Source organism: Deltaproteobacteria bacterium, assembly GCA_016874775.1.
Lineage (GTDB): Bacteria > Desulfobacterota > Binatia > Bin18 > Bin18 > VGTJ01.
In genome coordinates this window covers 1-18,568 of the sequence record VGTJ01000132.1, presented here as the reverse complement: position 1 = coordinate 18,568, position 18,568 = coordinate 1, and the positions used below count along the sequence as shown (strand labels likewise).

General features: G+C 50.9%; 16 protein-coding genes. 1 reads left to right on the top strand and 15 read right to left on the bottom strand.

Annotation, left to right across the window (positions count from 1 at the left end):
* Nucleotides 1-318: 318 nt before the first annotated feature.
* The 15 genes from FJ147_20050 to FJ147_19980 all read right to left on the bottom strand — a co-directional run bounded on the left by FJ147_20050 (nucleotide 319) and on the right by FJ147_19980 (nucleotide 17,623).
* Nucleotides 319-1,761: a gamma-aminobutyrate dehydratase gene (locus FJ147_20050; protein ID MBM4258173.1), complete on the bottom strand. Its 1,443-nt coding sequence runs from the start codon at nucleotides 1,759-1,761 to the stop codon at nucleotides 319-321.
* 153 nt (nucleotides 1,762-1,914) lie between these two features.
* Nucleotides 1,915-3,690 (bottom strand): DUF1302 domain-containing protein, encoded by a 1,776-nt coding sequence (locus FJ147_20045; protein ID MBM4258172.1) that lies wholly within the window; start codon nucleotides 3,688-3,690, stop codon nucleotides 1,915-1,917.
* Nucleotides 3,691-3,929: 239 nt separating this feature from the next.
* A complete protein-coding gene (locus FJ147_20040) occupies nucleotides 3,930-4,340 on the bottom strand; it encodes an oxidase (GenBank protein ID MBM4258171.1) in 411 nt (136 codons plus the stop codon).
* A complete protein-coding gene (locus FJ147_20035; GenBank protein MBM4258170.1) occupies nucleotides 4,340-4,915 on the bottom strand; it encodes a cytochrome c oxidase subunit 3 family protein in 576 nt (191 codons plus the stop codon). Before FJ147_20035 ends, FJ147_20040 begins: the two co-directional genes overlap by 1 nt.
* A 76-nt stretch (nucleotides 4,916-4,991) precedes the next feature.
* Nucleotides 4,992-6,659: a cytochrome c oxidase subunit I gene (gene ctaD, locus FJ147_20030; GenBank protein MBM4258169.1), complete on the bottom strand. Its 1,668-nt coding sequence runs from the start codon at nucleotides 6,657-6,659 to the stop codon at nucleotides 4,992-4,994.
* A gap of 20 nt (nucleotides 6,660-6,679) precedes the next feature.
* Complete coding sequence (gene coxB, locus FJ147_20025; GenBank protein ID MBM4258168.1) at nucleotides 6,680-7,840, bottom strand: cytochrome c oxidase subunit II; 1,161 nt, start codon at nucleotides 7,838-7,840, stop codon at nucleotides 6,680-6,682.
* A gap of 21 nt (nucleotides 7,841-7,861) precedes the next feature.
* Nucleotides 7,862-8,815: an SCO family protein gene (locus tag FJ147_20020; GenBank protein ID MBM4258167.1), complete on the bottom strand. Its 954-nt coding sequence runs from the start codon at nucleotides 8,813-8,815 to the stop codon at nucleotides 7,862-7,864.
* Between the two features lie 8 nt (nucleotides 8,816-8,823).
* Nucleotides 8,824-9,243, bottom strand: a complete 420-nt coding sequence (locus FJ147_20015; protein ID MBM4258166.1) for a hypothetical protein — start codon at nucleotides 9,241-9,243, stop codon at nucleotides 8,824-8,826.
* Between the two features lie 12 nt (nucleotides 9,244-9,255).
* Complete coding sequence (locus tag FJ147_20010) at nucleotides 9,256-10,446, bottom strand: hypothetical protein (GenBank protein MBM4258165.1); 1,191 nt, start codon at nucleotides 10,444-10,446, stop codon at nucleotides 9,256-9,258.
* Nucleotides 10,446-11,036, bottom strand: coding sequence for a cytochrome c (locus tag FJ147_20005; GenBank protein MBM4258164.1), 591 nt, complete (start codon nucleotides 11,034-11,036; stop codon nucleotides 10,446-10,448). The genes FJ147_20010 and FJ147_20005 overlap by 1 nt, the downstream gene beginning before the upstream one ends.
* A gap of 4 nt (nucleotides 11,037-11,040) precedes the next feature.
* Complete coding sequence (locus tag FJ147_20000) at nucleotides 11,041-11,595, bottom strand: DUF3341 domain-containing protein (GenBank protein ID MBM4258163.1); 555 nt, start codon at nucleotides 11,593-11,595, stop codon at nucleotides 11,041-11,043.
* Complete coding sequence (locus FJ147_19995) at nucleotides 11,592-13,022, bottom strand: hydrogenase (protein ID MBM4258162.1); 1,431 nt, start codon at nucleotides 13,020-13,022, stop codon at nucleotides 11,592-11,594. The genes FJ147_20000 and FJ147_19995 overlap by 4 nt, the downstream gene beginning before the upstream one ends.
* The gene (locus FJ147_19990; protein MBM4258161.1) at nucleotides 13,015-16,008 is read right to left on the bottom strand and encodes a 4Fe-4S dicluster domain-containing protein; all 2,994 of its coding nucleotides are present in this window, start codon (nucleotides 16,006-16,008) and stop codon (nucleotides 13,015-13,017) included. Before FJ147_19990 ends, FJ147_19995 begins: the two co-directional genes overlap by 8 nt.
* On the bottom strand, nucleotides 16,005-16,661 hold the full coding sequence (locus FJ147_19985; protein ID MBM4258160.1) for a cytochrome c3 family protein: 657 nt from the start codon (nucleotides 16,659-16,661) through the stop codon (nucleotides 16,005-16,007). Before FJ147_19985 ends, FJ147_19990 begins: the two co-directional genes overlap by 4 nt.
* 515 nt (nucleotides 16,662-17,176) lie before the next feature.
* Complete coding sequence (locus tag FJ147_19980) at nucleotides 17,177-17,623, bottom strand: acetylacetone-cleaving protein (GenBank protein MBM4258159.1); 447 nt, start codon at nucleotides 17,621-17,623, stop codon at nucleotides 17,177-17,179.
* A gap of 236 nt (nucleotides 17,624-17,859) precedes the next feature.
* On the opposite strand from FJ147_19980, the gene FJ147_19975 reads away from it, so the two are divergent.
* The gene (locus FJ147_19975) at nucleotides 17,860-18,564 is read left to right on the top strand and encodes a hypothetical protein (protein MBM4258158.1); all 705 of its coding nucleotides are present in this window, start codon (nucleotides 17,860-17,862) and stop codon (nucleotides 18,562-18,564) included.
* Nucleotides 18,565-18,568 lie beyond the last annotated feature (4 nt).

Genomic DNA, 18,568 nt, shown 5'->3' with positions numbered 1-18,568 from the left:
GTCGCCCGCGTTCATCCAGCTCTTCGACCAGACTTCGATACTTAGACCGAAGCCAGCACACAATGGTCTCGTCTCTCATCCCTGCTCTTGTGCAGAGGCTCTCCACTCCGGTCAATCACTATTGCGGTAAGTTGTTTCCTGCCACCGCCTTAGGAAAACTTCAATACAATCGAAATAAGATTGGCACGCACGAATATGTCACCCTGAGTGAAGCGAAGGGTCTCTCAGAGAGATTCTTCGCTCCGCTCAGAATGACAGGAAGGGCACTTCATATTCGACAGATGGGTAACCGACTCTCACCCCTTGACTCGTTTCCCCCTATTTGATTCCCGCTAACTCGCGCGCATACGCAGCCGCAGAGTTGAAATCATACTCACGGAAGGTCTGGAGTTTTTCCGCTTCCAGTGACCCTTCGGCATGGACCGCAAGCACTTCCTGATACCCGCCGAAGTCACCTGCGGTGAGATCAGAAATCAGGTTCAGCATTCGTAGACGATGTTCGGTCGGGATACCTTTTTTACCACCGAGGTACTTCTTGACATACGGTCCGGTTGCTTCACTGCGCCAGTCTTCGACGCTGGGGCCAGTCACCAACAACCCGCCAGCAATATCTTGCACCATCTGCACCGCAGTGTGATAGTTCGAGGCGAATTGATATTTGGCCACGTTGGTCAGTAACACGTTGGGAATGGCAATGCCCGGCGGGACCACCGCATGTTGATGAGCAGCGGCGATGATGAGCCCTTGCACGGTCGCGTGATAAGCGGCCAGTTCGGTCATCTTCTCGCGAATATGTCCAGCACCATCAACCCCGTTATATTCGGCAATCGCCCGCGCCGAGCCTGCAAATAATTCAAGCAACGGCAGTTTGTAGGACACGGCAGTGAAGCGATGGAATTTGACGAAGGTCAACGCCAGGAAGCCCGCCGCCTCGGTCTCACCATTCATGAAGACACGCTCCCACGGTACAAACACGTCATCGAACACCGTCAGGGTTTCCATCATTTTGTGGCTTGCACTAATGGGAAACTCGAATGGATCTTTTTTGAATCCACCATAAGAACTTGCCAGCAGCTTCAACCCTTTGGTCGCTGCAGGAACAGCAAACGCAACGGAGTACGCTTTATCCTCGGGTTTCATTGCCCGTGTTGGCAGGACAATGACTTCGTCAGTGTTCGTCAACACAGAGGTGTGGACTTTCGCACCACGCACGACGATGCCATCTTTGCGTTCTTCAACGACACGTAAGTAATAGTCTGGGTGCTCTTGTCCTTGCGGCCCCATGCTACGGTCACCCTTGACATCGCTCTGCGCCACAGCGACACCGTAGTCACGGTCACGACACATTTTGTAATACTTCTCGACCCGCTCTTTGTATTCGGGCTTGCCGCGTTTGGCCATTTCTTCGGCAACGATGTGCAGTGCGAACAACGCATCTGTACCGATCTCTTTGATCAGCACAACAAGTGTGGCTCCCTCACGGGTGCTGGCAGCAATGAGTTGGCTGCGCTTCAGCAAATCATCGGCGTTACGCGGGAGGTGGAAGTAGCGCGAGTAGGGCTCCTTGGTTTGCGGATCAATGCAGATTGCCAAGTCACGATAACGCGGGTCCTCGGCCATGCGATAGTCAATGCAGGCATGTTCGACAGCCGTCCCGATGATCGGGTGTGTCGTCACATCGGTGACTAATTCACCGCGATAATACACCTCACGACCATCTTTGAGACTTGCTTTATATTGTTCTGGTGTGCGCAGACCCATAACGTACTCCTCATGAAAAAGTGGGCAAAGTATACTCGCCCCAGTGCGGCTGTGTCCACCGCCCTTACGGAAGCGGTCAGCTCTCAGCGGTCAGCTTCCTTTATTTTGTGACCTTCTTCTCCGGCTGATTGCTGATAGCTAACTGCTGATAGCTCAGATGACCACCTCCAACTGAAAAATCAGATTGTCGCGATCGCGCAAAAAGCCGATACCGTTAAACTGCCCATCCAGATAGTTATATTGCACGGTCAAACGGAATGGGTCACGGACAAAGGTGACTCCTGGCTGTACCAGCCACGCCCCTTGCCAATCATAAAGAAAGATGAGAGCCGGAGAGACAAGCCCCGAGTAATAGGACGTCGAGACCGATAACGTGTTGATAATTTGATACGGGTCAAGGTTGACAAAAGCCTGGTTCCTCCGGTGCGGGTCGCGTACCGGAACTGCAAAATGAGCAAACCCGAAATTTGGAGCGGCCTTCGTGAGCGGCTTGCCATTAAACGATAGGATATTCGAGCCGAAAACCTGACCACTAATGACAAACGATTGGGAAGGATTGAGAAAACGAATGTACCGGTTGATATCTATACCAAGGGACCAACGAATCACGTCAGAACGATCGACGTCACTCTTGTAGCGTAAGAGCGCTTTCCCGCTGACGGGATCAGTCCCAACCTGTCGATACCCAGGGGTAATTCTCCCTGTCAGTGCCGGGCCGAGGAGTTGGTTTGGTGCTGAATTACGATAGAAGGGTTCAGCATAGAAATACGCAAATTCACCGCGAACAACCGCGGAGAGCCGTGGGACACTAAAGCTCATGGTTGCGCCACTAATCTGCATTTTGGGAAACCACTGGTTAGCGTGAAACCGATCAACCAGAAAACGCGAAGTCCGCCCTTCTCGTACTGCTGTTTCAAAGTCCCCAAGGTTAATCGGATCTGCGGTCGCTCGCGTTTCACCCTTGGTGAGTGGCGCGGTTGTCGGGGTTACAATTCGCAGCGTTGGTGCATCAAGATAGGTGTAATAATGAGCCACACTTAAAGTGAAGTCACCAAGCACGGCAATGACCCGCCCTCCGCCACGAGCATCAGTAAAGTTACGGGCGGGCTTTTTGACGAAACCACGAATACCGGCTGGGTTTGGCGTCGCCCACGGTGATCCTGCCGGCACGCCCTCAGCCACTTGGTCATCGAGTGCAACGTACCCTTCGAGATCAATTTCCGAAAACGGTCCCTGGCTGCCCAAGCCATAGACCATGCGCAGCATATCGAGTGGAACACGGCGTTCATCCAGGGCGACAAGAAACCCGCCAAAGCTGGCATCAAGCGGATTGATCTGATCAATCAAACGAAAGACATCAGTTTCACCCCATGACAGATTCTGTCGCCCGAGACGAATGAACAGTGGCCCTTTGGTGTAATCAATATAGGCTTCAAACAAGCGGTGACGGTGACGGAGACGTTGACGGGTGCCAAGACGATCTCCAGCCGAGGTACGCACCTCACGTTTACGGAACACATCTGGTCCGTAGTCCCATACCCCGTCATACTCGCCACGGTACGTCACGAAGTAATCCATATCGTCCGGCGCAAGCAAACGGAGCGGCAACAAGCCATACTGCAGTGGCGCAAGGAGACCGGTATACCGTCCAGCGATCAAATCGGTGAGGTTATGCCGCAATTCCATCTGTACGAAGGTGCGGCTTTGCAGCATGTTCCAATCGTTGTACGGAGTACGTAGGCGCGTATTGTCGGCGGCACGTTGCGTCGCATATGACGCGCGATTATAGACACGCCCGTTAAAGCGAAGAGTTTCTTCTTTGTCTAAGAAAATTGCCCAAGCGTGACTACTCAACACGCTCACTACAAGACCGAAGCTCAGACCCACACGCTGCCACCAGCGCTGTCCTCGCCGTGGGTGTCCATGCATGGAGACTCCTTTTTTCTGGGGGTGTCGTTGCTTCCTGCACACACAGTGTCAGGAACATCGGGAGATTATAAGAGATGAGCAGGTGAGTAAAGGGGAAAGTCGCTACGGGGGAGACTGGCAAAGGCGTGAAGAAGAAATGGAGAACCGGAGACAGGGAGAATCGGAGAAAGAAGTCTCGTCACTATTCTGTTCTCCGTTTCGCCGATTCTCCGTTTCGCCGATTCAGCTTTGAGTCATACTTAGTGCTGTCCTTCGGTCTGCTGGTGCGCTCCCCCGTGGCTTACAGCTGGAGCGCCAGGCTCTTTCGCATCAACAGGCAGTGGCGCCCATCCCGTTGGCGTCTGCGCGTTCTTTGCTCCCCGACGGCTCTCGGTATCACCAAGGGTGAAGCCAATAAGGATGGCTAACCACAGGAATCCAGCTGCAGCAAAGAGCTTTGTCAGCCGACTGCCGTACTTCACGTGCATGAAGAACAATACAACCAGAACGGTCTTTACTCCCGCGATGGCCAACGCAATGACGTTGTTAAGTCGACCAAAGTCCTGAAAAGCGGCAGCAACGGTCAGCAAGGTAAACACCATCAGTGCTGCAAAAATGATCACATATAACTTAGGAGTTGGATGGGCATGATTAACGTGTACGTGTTCCATTAGTGTCGACCAATCAAATAAAGTAATGGGAAAAGGAAGATCCACACGATATCAACAAAGTGCCAGTATAAGCCGAACACCTCAATGGGTGCATAATAATCTTTGTGAAACTTTCCGCGCATTGCCATGATAATGAGCGGAATAATGATCCCGGCACCAATAATCATATGCAGCGCGTGCATTCCCGTCATGGCAAAATAGAAGCTGTAGAAAATCTGTACATGCTTGGGGTGACCATGCGGTTCCGCCCATGCAAAATCCCACCCTGGAATAAGGTGGTGGGTAAATTTGTCGGTGTATTCAATGACTTTCACGCCAAGGAAGATTGAGCCGAGAACAAGAGTGAGGATAAGGAAAAGAACCAGTTGGCTTTTTTTACTATTCTGCGCTGCCCATACCGCCATTGCCATCGTTAAGCTACTACCGATCAGCACGACCGTATTCAGGCCACCCCAAAAAATATCGAGATGGTGGCTCCCGGCAATAAAGGAGTCAGGGTAATAGGAGCGATAGACAGTGTAGCCAGTAAATAGCCCGCCAAAGAAAAGAATTTCTTGGACCAGGAATGCCCACATCCCCAGCGAAATTGCTTCGGCTTGTTGCGCCCGATCATTAAATTGATGGGCGACAAAGGGATCGTGATGCGCCGCGCTAGTGTGTGCTTGCTCGGACAACGTGTGCCTCCGGGAGATGAGTGTATTCGTATGCTTCTTCAGTCACAATTGGTGTGCTGGCAAAGTTTTCGGTCGGCGGTGGAGAGGTGGTATTTTCCCACTCTAGTCCCTTTGCCCGCCATGGGTTTGGGCCAGCCACTTTGCCATACTTGAGCGACCACAGGAAGTAAATAAAGGGGAGCAGATAGCCAATACCAAGAACAAACGCGCCACCAGTCGACATGACATTGAAGATCTGCATTTCTGGTGGATAGGTGTGGTATCGTCGCGGCATGCCAATGTAGCCAACAATGAACTGCGGGAAGAAGGTCAAATTAAATCCGAGAAAGATCAAGGTCGCCGAAATCTTTCCCCAGAATTCGGGATAACACCGTCCGGTGATCTTTGGCCACCAGAAGTGCAATCCGCCCATGAACGCCATGATCTCGCCGCCAACCATGATGTAATGGAAATGCGCAACCACGAAGTAGGTGTCATGCATGTGGATATCAAGACCCATCGTGGCCAAGAATAACCCTGTCACTCCACCAATTACGAATAACCCCAGGAAACCGACAGTGAAGTACATTGGCGATTCATACGAGATCGAGCCTTTGTACAATGTCGCGGTCCAGTTGAAGGTTTTGATGGCCGATGGGATCGCGACCAGCATGGTAATGAGCGAGAAGACCATCCCGGCATACACCGACTGACCACTCACGTACATGTGATGGCCCCAAACAAAGAAGCCAATGATGGCAATGCCGAGGCTTGAGAAAGCAACGAAAGAATAGCCAAAGATGCGGCGTCGAGCGACACAAGCGATCATTTCACTGATTACTCCCATACCTGGGAGGATCATGATGTACACCGCAGGATGTGAATAGAACCAAAACAAGTGCTGGAACAAGATCGGGTCACCACCAAGATTCGGATTGAAAATGCCTAATCCTAACCCACGCTCAAGGATGAGCAGAAGAAGGGTGATGGCAATGACCGGGGTTGCAAGCACCTGAATCAAGCTGGTTGCGTAGTGAGCCCAGATGAACAAAGGCAAGCGAAACCAGGTCATCCCTGGAGCGCGCATGGTGTGAATCGTGACAATGAAGTTCAACCCAGTAAGAATCGAGGAGAAGCCGGTAATGAACGCGCCCCCAGCAGTGAGAATCACATTGCTGTTGGCATACACAGAGCTGTACGGCGTGTAGAACGTCCACCCAGTGTCCACGCCACCAAAGAGCGCAGCGGTCAACACGAACGTCCCACCGATCATGAAAATATACCAACTCATGAGGTTCAGACGTGGAAATGCCACGTCCCGAGCACCGATCATGAGCGGGATGAGAAAGTTTCCTAAGATAGCAGGGATCGACGGAATCAGCACAAAGAAGATCATGATGAGACCGTGCATGGTGAACATTTTGTTGTAGGTCTCGGCCTCCATCAGATCACCACCAGGAGTCAGCAACTCCAAACGGATCATCAGCGCAAAGCTTGCCCCCATGAGGAAGAAAATCGCGATCGCCACTGCGTACAAGATCGCAATGCGCTTATGATCCAGCGTGAGCAGCCACGACTTGATGCTATAGCCGTCGTTAAGATACGTACGACTCGGTATCTCTAAGACTGGCGCTTCTTCATGTTTAGGAACTGCGACTGCGCTCATAATTCACCCTTGGTCTCTGCTTACATTGTCTCTTCTTTCGAAGAGTCAGTTCCATCCGCTTGCGGTTCGTCCGGTTGTGCCGCCGGAGTATCAGTTCCGGCATTTGGCTGTGCGTCATCCGCTGGCGGAGTAACTACAGCAGGCGTTTCAGTTGATGGGCTTGCCGCCTGTCCTTCTGTTGCTTGCGGCTCAACCGGTTTGGTTTCAGTAGGAGGCGAAGTCGCCGCATGCGCCCCTGGCGCTCCAGCCAAAGACTTAATATAGGCGATCAACTGCATGATGGCATCTTCAGTTACTTGCCCTTGGAAGGTTGGCATCACAGGTTGATACCCAGCGGTGATTTTCGCCGTAGGATTCAAAATCGATTCACGGATATAGGCTTCATCAAAGAGGACTTTTTGTCCACCTTGCAGCTCAATCTCTTTTCCATAGAGTCCTTGTAATACCGGAGCCATAATACCATTGGTCTGATGGCAGGTCATACAACGCTGCTCTTGGAACAGACGCGCTCCAGCCATCTCCGGCGTTTCTCCAGTATTGACCGCGGTCGCTCCACCGGTTTTGAGCCACTGCTCGTATTGTGCGGGCTCCATCACTACGACACGACCAATCATCATCGAGTGCTTGGTGCCACAATATTCCGCGCAGAAAATATGGTATTCACCAGCTTTGCTCGGCTCAAACCAACTTGTGGTATATCGTCCTGGTACGGCATCCATCTTGGCACGAAACGCTGGAATGTAGAAGCTATGCAATACATCCTCGGACGTGATGGTCAGCCTGATCGGCTGGCCAATGGGAACATGCAGCTCATTGATTTCCCGCTTGCCTGATGGATGTTGCACCTTCCACATCCATTGTTTACCAACAACGGAGAAGTTGATCGCTTCTGCCGGTGGAGTGGACAGCTCGAAAAACAGCACGGCTCCCCAGCCAAACATCGCCAGCACCAAACCAAGTGGAATCACTGACCAGAGAATTTCCAGCGGCAGATTACCTTCAATCTGTTCTGGAATTTCGTCTTCGGATTTCCGTTTGTACTTAATGACAAACGAAACAATGGCGGCATACACTCCCAGTGACACCAATACGGTCACTAAGATGATCAAGATATAAATGGCATCAACCTTCCAGGCGAAGGAGGATGCGAGATCAGGCCAAAAAGCGAATTTTCCTATCATGGTCGTCCGGTATCACGCAATTTACACGTTACTTTTTTTCGGCATCAACGGCTTTGCGTTATCGCTGGTTAACGGTTCTCGGCGGTCACGACGCAACGAAATCAGCATAAATGACCCAAGTACGAGCACAGTCATGAGGCCACTAAGCTGTAATGCTCTTGTAATGACGAGACCATACTTTCCGGTAGTCGGATCATAGTGAAAACAAAGCAGTAGCACTTGATCCACCGGAGAGCCGATCTTTCCGGCGGAAGCTTCAACGAGTCCCAAACGTACATCGCGAGGGGCATACTCAACCCCATAGAAATAACGGGACAACTTTCCGTCTGGCGTCAACACCATTATGCCACTGGGATGTTGATACTGTTTGGATTGCTCATCGTAAGCATAGCGGAAACCCACAGCCTGGGTTATCTGCTGTATCGTGGCTTCATCACCTGTGAGGAAACTCCAGCCGTTTTCCGCCCCTTTGCGGCTGTAACTTTGTAAGGAGGTTTGTCTTTTTAACGCAGCCGCTGCTGTTGTATCTCTATGATTGATACTGATAGTCACGATGTTGAAATCAGTACCCGCAGAAAGTGACATCGTGCGTAGAGTGCGAATGAGGCCATTAATAACGAGGGTGCACAGCATGGGGCAATCGTAATAAGCAAAGGAAAGGATGACCGGCTTTTCGCCAAAGTATTCTTCCAGTTGCACCGCTTTTCCATTTTGATCCCGAAATTGCAAATTCAAAGGAATTTGTGTGTTTAAGCGTTGATCAAGTCCGATATTGGCAAACGGATTTTCTGAAGCTGGCTTGCCGTATGTAGCGTCTTGGTTGTAAGCAGCGAGCTGAGCACGGACAGGAGTAGTAAGAGAGGACAACGAAACGCATATAGCGAGGAAAATAGACCATAGGTAATGAGATCGCACTGCGATCCCACAGTACGATGGGCCTCTTCTGCTTGGACAGGGTGCGTAGTGCTTTTCCATGACCTTATTTACTGCGCCGATTTTGCTTCTTCCCGTGCTGGCAAGCCCCGTTGTGATAATAGCTCGATTGCTCGATCGATAGGAATACCAACAACACCAGTGTCTTTGTTTACCCAACGATACTGCGTGAGAACACCTTGCTCACGAGCGTGCAGCTCTTTTAGGTCTTGTCCTGATGAAACCTGAAGATGCGGTGTTGGAGGAATTTGTTCAGGGCTAGCCAATGGGGACAATGGGGCGTCGGTGCGAGTAAAATTAAAGTTCATGTAGTCGAGCAAAATCTTGACAGTCGCAAACGTTGCTATAGCGGTCACCGCGAGGATAACTGCAAAAAGAAGCACTGGCTTTACTTGTACCGTGCTGATCTCGTGCAAGAGACCAGTAGGGGGATGTTCTGATGAATTATGTTTCGCTGTGTGCGATTCCATAGACAATAACCTTTAGGCGTGTTCTAACTCGCCAGTAACCGCTTCATACGAGTTGTCTGGGAGCGGTAGAAGCGATCGCGATTGCAAGAGCCAGAAGAACGCTGCTAACCACGCACCGCCGATAGCAATGACAGGGATAAGATAGGACAAGTGGAGATGCAGTGAATGGATCTCTCCATCGTTGGGAAAAGCCGGAATAATTTGCCAGTAGAGATCGACGAAACGCATGAACAGCATGTATACGGCAACTTTTACCAGAAGATTCTTTTTACGTTTCAGCTTCTGTGACAGAAGAATGAAAAACGGCACGAAGAAATGGAAGATCATGAGGCCAAGAGCAACAACTTGCCACCCATTCCGGATGCGATGCAGATACCAGGGAATTTCTTCGGGTAAGTTTGCTGACCAAATGATCAAGAATTGAGAGAACGCCGCATACGTCCAGAGAACAATGAAACCGTGCATCAATTTGCCTAGGTCATGAAAACGCTTCGGCACAGTTAGTTCGTCGAACGGTTCGTAATTGGAAAACCATTTCGTCATGACAATGGCGAAAGCCAAGGTCACTAACCCTTGACACACGACAAAGAACGCACCGTAGATGCTAGAGTACCAATGAGGTTCGATGGACATCACCCAATCATAGGAGGCGCCAGTGGTGATCAAGAAGAACAGGACTGCTCCTGGTCCACTGATATTCTCCGCCTTCTTCACAATATCGAGGTTAGGTGTCTTCTCGAACTCTTGTGACCGTTTGTGAAGCATCCACATCCACAGGAACCAGAAACCAAAGTACAGTACAGCTCGCAGAAGAAATGCCTGAGTATTAAGATAGAAGGCTTTCTGCTGAAGGATGTGATCATGAGCTGCGTGTTCAGTCGCCCACTCATACAGATACGGGATTCCCGGAATCAATAGAATAAAGAGTAGTGCCATTAACGGCAGGGTGCGCATTCCAGCTTCAAGGAACCGCCGACTGGCGTGGCCCCAATCGCCACCAACCAGGTTATGAAGCATCACGAGGCCAAGACAGCCGAGCGTGATATTCATCCAGTACATAAATCCGAGGAGATAGCCTCGATAGAAGACGGTTGGGTTGGTCATCGCCGCAACAATACAGGCGAGTGCGCCGGCGACCGCAACACCCGTAGCGAGCTTCTGATGGCGAGCAATTTTTGCTCGTAAGGTTTCAGAAATGTTCATTAGTGCGTTCCGTCTAGTTGCTGTCGAGCTTCTGCTGGGACATCGTCAATTTTTGCGTTCTGGCTCAGTTGTAATGCACGAATGTACGCAATGATCGCCCAACGATCACGAACCGAAACACGATCTGCATAGTCAAACATCGCGCCAAAACCGTTGGTGATAACATTGAAATAATAACCAACCGGAGCCTCTCGCAAGCGATCGATATGATAGGATGGCGGATGCTTCAACCCGCGCTGAACAATCGCCCCTTCACCATCTCCCAATGCACCGTGACACGGAGAGCAGAAGATGTTGTAACGCTCCTGGCCACGCACGATAACATCTTGTGTAATCGTGAATGGAAATGTGGTGACAAACTCGTCATTCACGCGACCAGTGAATAAGTGCGCATCTTCTTGCAACGTCCCCCGGGCAACAACTCCGGTGACGAGGGGTCGAGCTGCACGCCCATCAGAAAAAAAGTTGTTCGCTTCGAGAGGTTCAAATCGTGGCTGGTCGTGCATGTCTTGCCGACAGCCCGTAGCAATGAGGAAACTGCTCAGCACCAGCCCGAAGAGTCCGGTCTTGTGTATGATACGTGATGCCATAGTGCTATGGTTCGACTTCTGAAATATACGTTGGATGACACTGCTCAAGGAAACTTTTTGTTTTATCGATATCAAATTGTGGATCAGCCGCTTCGATACACAGGAAGAAGCGATCGTTTGACGCCATATTAAACCGATCGACATTAAAGACCGGATGATACGGCATCGGTAACCCGTTGAGAGCGAACATAGAGAGCACCGCTGCAAACGAGGCGAATAAGATCATCAGTTCGTATGTCACTGGAACGAACGCCGGCCAGCTATGGTAGGGCTTACCACCGACCATAAGCGGATAATCAATCACTGAAACCCAGTATTGCAGACCATACCCCGCGGCAATTCCAGTCAATCCACCAATAAGTACAAAAGCTGGGAGCCATGATGGTTTGAATCCAAGCGCCACATCAAGTTCTTCAATTGGGAATGGCGAATAACCATCCATTTTCGTATAGCCAGCGTCTTTGGCCTTGTGGGCGGCAGCCTTAAGCTCTTCTGCTGACTCGAATTCAGCCATCAGCCCATAGAGTGAGGGCTTTTTCTCTGCGTGTGCAGAACTCATACCGCTGCCTCCTCTGTGTGTGCTTTTCCGTGCTGCTTGCCATGATGCTTGCGCTCGAACAACAACAAGCGCATTTCCGCGATAGAAATCGCTGGCAAGGCGCGAACAAACAAGAGCATCATCATGAGGAAAAATCCCATGGTGCCAATAAAGATACCAAAGTCCCATATCGTGGGATAATACATACCCCAAGATGAAGGGAGGAAGTCTCGATGCAAGCTGGTAACGACGATCACAAACCGTTCAAGCCACATACCGACGTTGATCGACATGGAGACCAAGAAGAGCAGCCATACATTATGGCGCACCTTACGGAACCACAATAACTGAGGAATGACGATGTTGGTCAGAACCAGCATCCAATAAGACCAGCCATATGGGCCGAACATACGGTTCATCATCATCGCGTATTCATGCGGGTTGGCTGCATACACCAAGCTGATGAATGCTTCCATCGCATAACCGTAAGAGACGAAAAGGCCGGTTGCCAACATAACTTTCGCCATATTGTCCAGATGGCGTAGGGTAATGAAATCTTCCAGCTTATACACAGAACGCAACGGAATGCCTAAGGTGAACACCATTGCGAACCCGGCGTACACAGCACCAGCGACGAAGTAGGGAGGAAAAATCGTTGTATGCCAGCCAGGAATGACTGACACCGCGAAGTCGAAACTCACGATCGAGTGGACCGACACAACCAGAGGAGTCGAAAGTCCAGCAAGCAGCAAGTAAGCAATTTCGTAGCGCTGCCAGTGTAAAGCAGATCCGCGCCATCCCATTGCCAGCATCCCATAAATGGTCTGTCCAACTTTCGTCTTAGCGCGGTCGCGCATTGCTGCAAGGTCAGGAACCAGACCGACGTACCAGAAAAGTAAGGAAACAGTCAGGTACGTGCTCACCGCAAACACGTCCCAGATCAGTGGGCTACGGAATTGTGGCCACACATTCATCGTGTTCGGATAGGGGAACAACCAATAAGCCGCTAACCAGGGCCGACCAGTGTGAAGCAGCGGAAACATACCAGCACACAGCACGGCAACCAGGGTCATGGCCTCAGCGAATCTGTTGATCGATGTTCGCCATTGCTGACCAAGAAGATGGAGAACAGCCGAGATGAGTGTTCCAGCGTGACCGATTCCGATCCACCAGACAAAGTTGATAATCGCAAACCCCCAGCCGATAGGGATTGTGATTCCCCAAATTCCGGTACCAACCACGAGAAGCACGACAGCCGAGATGGTAAGTGAACCGACTCCCATCAGGGCGATGGCGAGGGCAACAAACCAACTCGTCGGAATATGTCCGGACAGGATGATATCGCTGAGTTTTTCCGTAATCGACCGATACGTGAGCGTCGGTCCCATAATCGGAGGGACCTGATTCTCTCCAATCGGTTGCGGAGCGGGGCGAGCCACACTAGCCATTCTCAATCTCCGGATTTGGGTTCTTGAGTCGCGCTAAATACGTTGTGCGCGGACGGGTATTTAAGTCAGTCAGGAGTCCATAGTTTAATGGCGACGCCTTCGCCTTTGCGATACGACTATTGGGGTCGTTAAGGTCACCAAAAGTTATTGCCTCGGCTGGACATGCAGCTTGGCATGCAGTGACCACTTCTCCATCACGCACCTGACGATCTTCTTTTTCAGCCGTAATTCGCGCGGCGTTGATACGTTGCACACAATACGTGCACTTTTCCATCACGCCACGGCTGCGGACACTCACATTCGGGTTCCGTTGCATCTTGATCGATGGCGTATCCCAATCTTGATAGAGGAAGAAGTTGAAACGACGGACTTTGTATGGGCAGTTGTTTGAACAATATCGAGTGCCCACACACCGATTATACACCATGTCGTTCAACCCCTCCGAACTGTGCACCGTCGCCCCGACTGGGCAGACAGGCTCACACGGAGCATTCTCGCACTGCATACAAGGCACGGGTTGATGCACGGTATCAGGGTTGTTTTCATCCCCGGTGTAATAACGATCAACGCGAATCCAGTGCATTTCGCGACCGATGCCGACTTGCTTCTTGCCGATCACGGGGATGTTGTTTTCAGCTTGACAGGCGATAGTGCAGGCATTGCAGCCGATGCAGGAACTCAAATCAATCGTCATTCCCCATTTACGCCCATCATATGGGACCGGTGGATAAAGCGTCATGTCCGGGGCAGGATCTTCGCCCATCTCTTTCACGAAGTTGGGTTCGTGATGATATTCACCGATTGTGCCAGCCCGAACGAGATTACGCCCCTCCATGAGGTAATGTTCTTGTGTGGCCACAAGTTGATAGGTCTTGGTGGTTTTCGTGATTTCGACACCAGTCCCCACCCAGGGCGCATCGGAGGTGCGTAACGCATTGGCATTAAAACCAATACCTCCACCCACCCGACCAGCGTATGTACGTCCATACCCGAGGTGGACCGTCACCGTCCCATCTGGGTATCCAGGTCTGACCAAGATTGGCGCTTCAACCGTTCGTTCAGCATAACTGAGTGTGACAACTTGATTATCAGATAGCTGCAAGCGTTGCGCCATTGCTGGGCTGATAATAGCCGCATTGTCCCATGTCAGTTTGGTCAACGGCTTGGGCAACTCTTGTAACCAACCGTTATTGCTAAACCGCCCATCCCATACAGTCGGGTCTGGACGAAAGATAATTTCTGAAGTTCCAGCTCCGTTTGCATGGCTAGAGGATGACCAGTCAATGGTCTTCAGCGATACTGATTTTGCAGGGAGTGCGCTGTCTGCCACAACTCCGTCATGGAGAGCATGGCGCCAGAAATGTTCAAAATCACCTTCTGTTTTTTGCGTTTTCCAGTAGTTGCGTACAATTTCGTAACCAGACGCACCCGGCTGGCCAAGCAACGCCGCCACAACTTCATGGAACGATTTTCCACCGTATAACGGAGCAATCAAAGGTTGAACGATTGATACCGTACCGTCGTACGCACGGGCGTCGCTCCAAGCTTCGAGCGAATGCGCCTCAGGAATATGCCAATGACAGCGCTCAGCCGTCTCATCTGCATGTAAGCTACAGTGTACGCGAAGAGTAACTTTATCGAGAAGTTCAGCAAAGCGTACGTCAGCCGGAGCGGAGTAGACCGGGTTACCGCCGAGAATGATAAGCACTTCGACTTTCCCAGCTTCCATGTCCGCAGCCAGCTCACGCAGAGAGGCCATCGATTCGGCTGCTTCACTTTGCAGTGGACCAGTATAGGTCACCGTTTTTCCAACATTACCCAACGCATCGTTCATCGCATACGCAAGAGCATGAACGACTGGTGGCTGATAATCGCCAGCCACAACCAGACTCGCGCCCTTCTGCTGTTGCAAATCACTGACGAGAGCTGCGATCCATTTCTTGTACTTCTCAGCGTCTGCCCATTGACCAGACTGAACATTGGCAACCCCGAGTTCAGCTGCAACCGCACGAGCAAATGCCTCTACTTCACTGGCCCGTAACGACACACGGTGGTCGGCCATCCCACCAGTCAAGTTAGGAGAACTTTCCGCCACATACAGGCGGTTCATCGTGTTGACATTATGATCCTCCACTCTGCGCTTGGCAGCAAAATCGCGTGCATAGCGGACATTGCCTGGCAGCGAGAAGAGGAGGTCAGCATCCAACGAGAGAATCACATTCGCTTTATCAACATGGTAGACTGGGTCGACATCTTCACCAAAGGCAAGACGTGCACCAGCACGTACAGCATCTCGACCTGCAGGTTCATATTGATGCCAGCGAGCCTGCGGATACTCTTTCAGCAATGCCTGTAGTTGAGAAGCAAGCGTTGGAGAGGTAACCGTTTCCGTCAATATGCAGAGCCCGGCTCCACCTTGCGCTTTTTGACTATCAAGCGGAGATTGAACCGCAGCAGTGAATACGTCCCACGAGCTAATACGGCGTGCATTGGTAACAACCTGACTGCGATCAGGGTCGTAAAGATCAAGTACCGCCGCTTGCGTAAAAGCGTCCGTGCTGCCGAGGCTTCCAGGATGTAGGGGATTCCCTTCGATCTTTGTCGGCCGACCGGTGTGGCTTTCGACGAGCACACCAGTTGCCACACCGTTCAGCAGTACGGCTGTAGCAAAGTACTGGGGATGCCCAGGAATGACGTTTTCAGGCGGCTTAGAGTAAGGGACGATTGTCTCGTCTGGTTGCCGCGTACAGGCACTAAGCCCGGCCAGTGCCAACGACGCGCCCATAAACTGGAGAAAATTTCGACGGCTGAGCGTATCTAGCCAAGGCGCATGTCGCGGGAATTCCTTATGGAGGAGTTCCTGAAATTCGTCAGTATTGGCGAGTTCCTCAAGACTTCGCCAGTACTGTGGCCCACGATTCTCAGAGAGGCGGTTACGAATCGCAGCCAAGTCGAGTGGAGTTTTTTGCGGGTGTGTTGTCGTCATCGGTGGCAAATCGAACAGTTAAGCATTTTGGCTTTATCGATATGATGGTCGCCAATCAGTTTTTCTCCCAGCGCAAGCTGGTCACCTTCTGGCTTCCATCCCATCTGGAAAACGGCTTCACGTGGGCGGATAAACTTCTCAGGCTGCTTGTGACATTGAATGCACCACTCCATATCCAGCGAATTCACCTTCATCATCAGCGGCATCTGATCGACGCGGCCATGGCAGGTTTCACAACCTACTCCCTTGCGGACGTGAATGCTGTGATTGAAGTAGACAAAATCGGGTAAGTCGTGGACGCGGAGCCATTCGATCGCTTTATCTGTCCTATAACTGGCGCGGATCGGTTCAAGTATTGGCGCTTCAGTCCAGATCTGCGAATGACATGTCATACAGGTCTTAACTGCAGGGATACCACCGAAAGCCGTATCTTCAACTGAAGTGTGACAATAACGGCAATCTATCCCGAGTCCGTTGACATGATGTTTATGGCTGAAGGGGACAGGTTGTTCGCGAGAGACCCCGACCATGTTGACATAGGGTGACCGAGCCAACCCCATGACCAACGCTAACCCTCCTGCGGCAAGGAGGCCACCAACAACTATACTGACCTTAGATAAGATGTTTGTCTTTTGAGGAAAAATTTGAGCCATCGAAGCGCCTTCTCCAACTCCCTCTACTTTATGAGAAAAGCATTTGCTGCGATTGCGGACTGACTAGAAGCAAAACTACACGAACGGTTATTTAGTTCTAGAGCAACTTTCGCTTCTCACACACTGATTCACAAATCTTCCATTTCGCTGTTTACGCCGTTCCCAAATGACAGAGAAATGTTTTCTATGTGAAATCAGCAACTTGTCTTTTCTTTCTTCTATCCAATCGATGAGACACGTCGCTCTTTTATTAGCGGTGCTAAAAATTGCGACAGAAGAAAAATCATAACTGTGAAAACCCCCAAGATCCCTGCCGGGCGGAAATATAGAGGAGGCGAAAAATTATGCAATGGCCCCTCGTAAAAAGCGCATCACTTCTTCTGGGTAGATTCTCTAAATCTTTTGTGTACTTCGCTGCGACTGTTCCCTTACCAGAGGCAAAGGGCTTAACGCCCCTTGTCTTCGGTAGCAATCTACCCATGGGCGCGGAGAGTGATATAAGCAATACTCATGCGTTATTTTTGTCCTGTTTGCTGCGCCCATAACGCTTGCGCTTGTTCCCACCCCACGACAGCCAGCGTATTTCCTTCCTTATCGATAAATTGCAACGGCCCCAGAAACGTCATATAGAACTCGCTATCCTCCGGGAAATGGGTGCGATCATGGCGTGCATTACAAGCCTCGTACCCATAGCCAACCGCATGCGCAGTCGCTCCACCTTTTTCGCCGCCACCGCGTACTTCCATTTTTCCTTTGGTCAACAAGTATTCACCTGGGCCAATGTGAATGTGGCTTGCAAATGAGGATCCCTTTGGACAGTCATAGATTGCCGTCCACGCACCAACTTCTGGCGACACATGTAATAACTTCCACCGAATCCCTCCGGTCGAAAATTCCCCTGGAAACGGTTGCCATTCAACAGAACTGATATGCGTGTATTCATCACCTGGACGTGGTTTCATTGCAGCCTCTCCTTTTTGTGAAGTTGACATTCCACGGCGATTTGTCGGTTCGTCAGAGCCGACATAGACCGCTGCAAGCGACTATGCAAGACCGCATTGACAATCTGCGCTGCTCTTTAATTTCATTTCTTATGCTATGGTAGGAGCGGATTGCCCCCGGGATACAGGTCCACGGTGAAAAACGCACACCACAAAAGCCAAATTCGCCGTCGCTCTCTGACCATAGGAGAGCACGGGTGTTGCTTTTAGGGTTGATTTTCCTGCTTCTCCTCATCATCGGCGTGCACGTAGTCAGACAACCATCGTTCCTTTCGTTTCTCGGTTTCTCTGCACCTCCACCACAACCCAGACCCGCGGCGGAAGAAGATGAAAATGCCAGTATCGACTTCCTCACGGTTGCTGCGCTTGCGATAGAGGAAACCACCTCGGGGAAGTTTCGTTCTGGCGGATTAGGGCTTGCGCGAACTGCGTGGGAAGTTCTGCGCGGTCAACCTGAACGGCCAAGCATCAGCGAAACGTTCTATCAAGGGAAAACGTATAGAGTTACGTATCAACAAGAACGTGTCTGGCAGATTGACAAATCCTGGGGAGAGAAAACGCCAACAGTAGGAGAGGCACGCTCTCGGGTCCGCCGATATCTCCCGTTAGATAGCTCTTTGGCCGAGACCATAGCAAAATCTGACCAGGTAGTTGTCGATGTCTATCGGAGTCACATGCTTGCACAATTACTTGCAGCAGACCCGATCGAACCTGTTGCCAGGAAAGGCAAACGTCGTAAAAAAGAACTGCCCACCGAACGTTGTGTCGTCGTTCATCGGCTAAGGCATGGGCAAGAATTAAGTTACCGATTAAGAGCGAGGAAGAAGCGTATAGTTCCAATCGCCATGAAACTTACCGGGTTTGATATTGAGCGCTTGAAACTCATCGTCGGAGACCTGTAGGCCT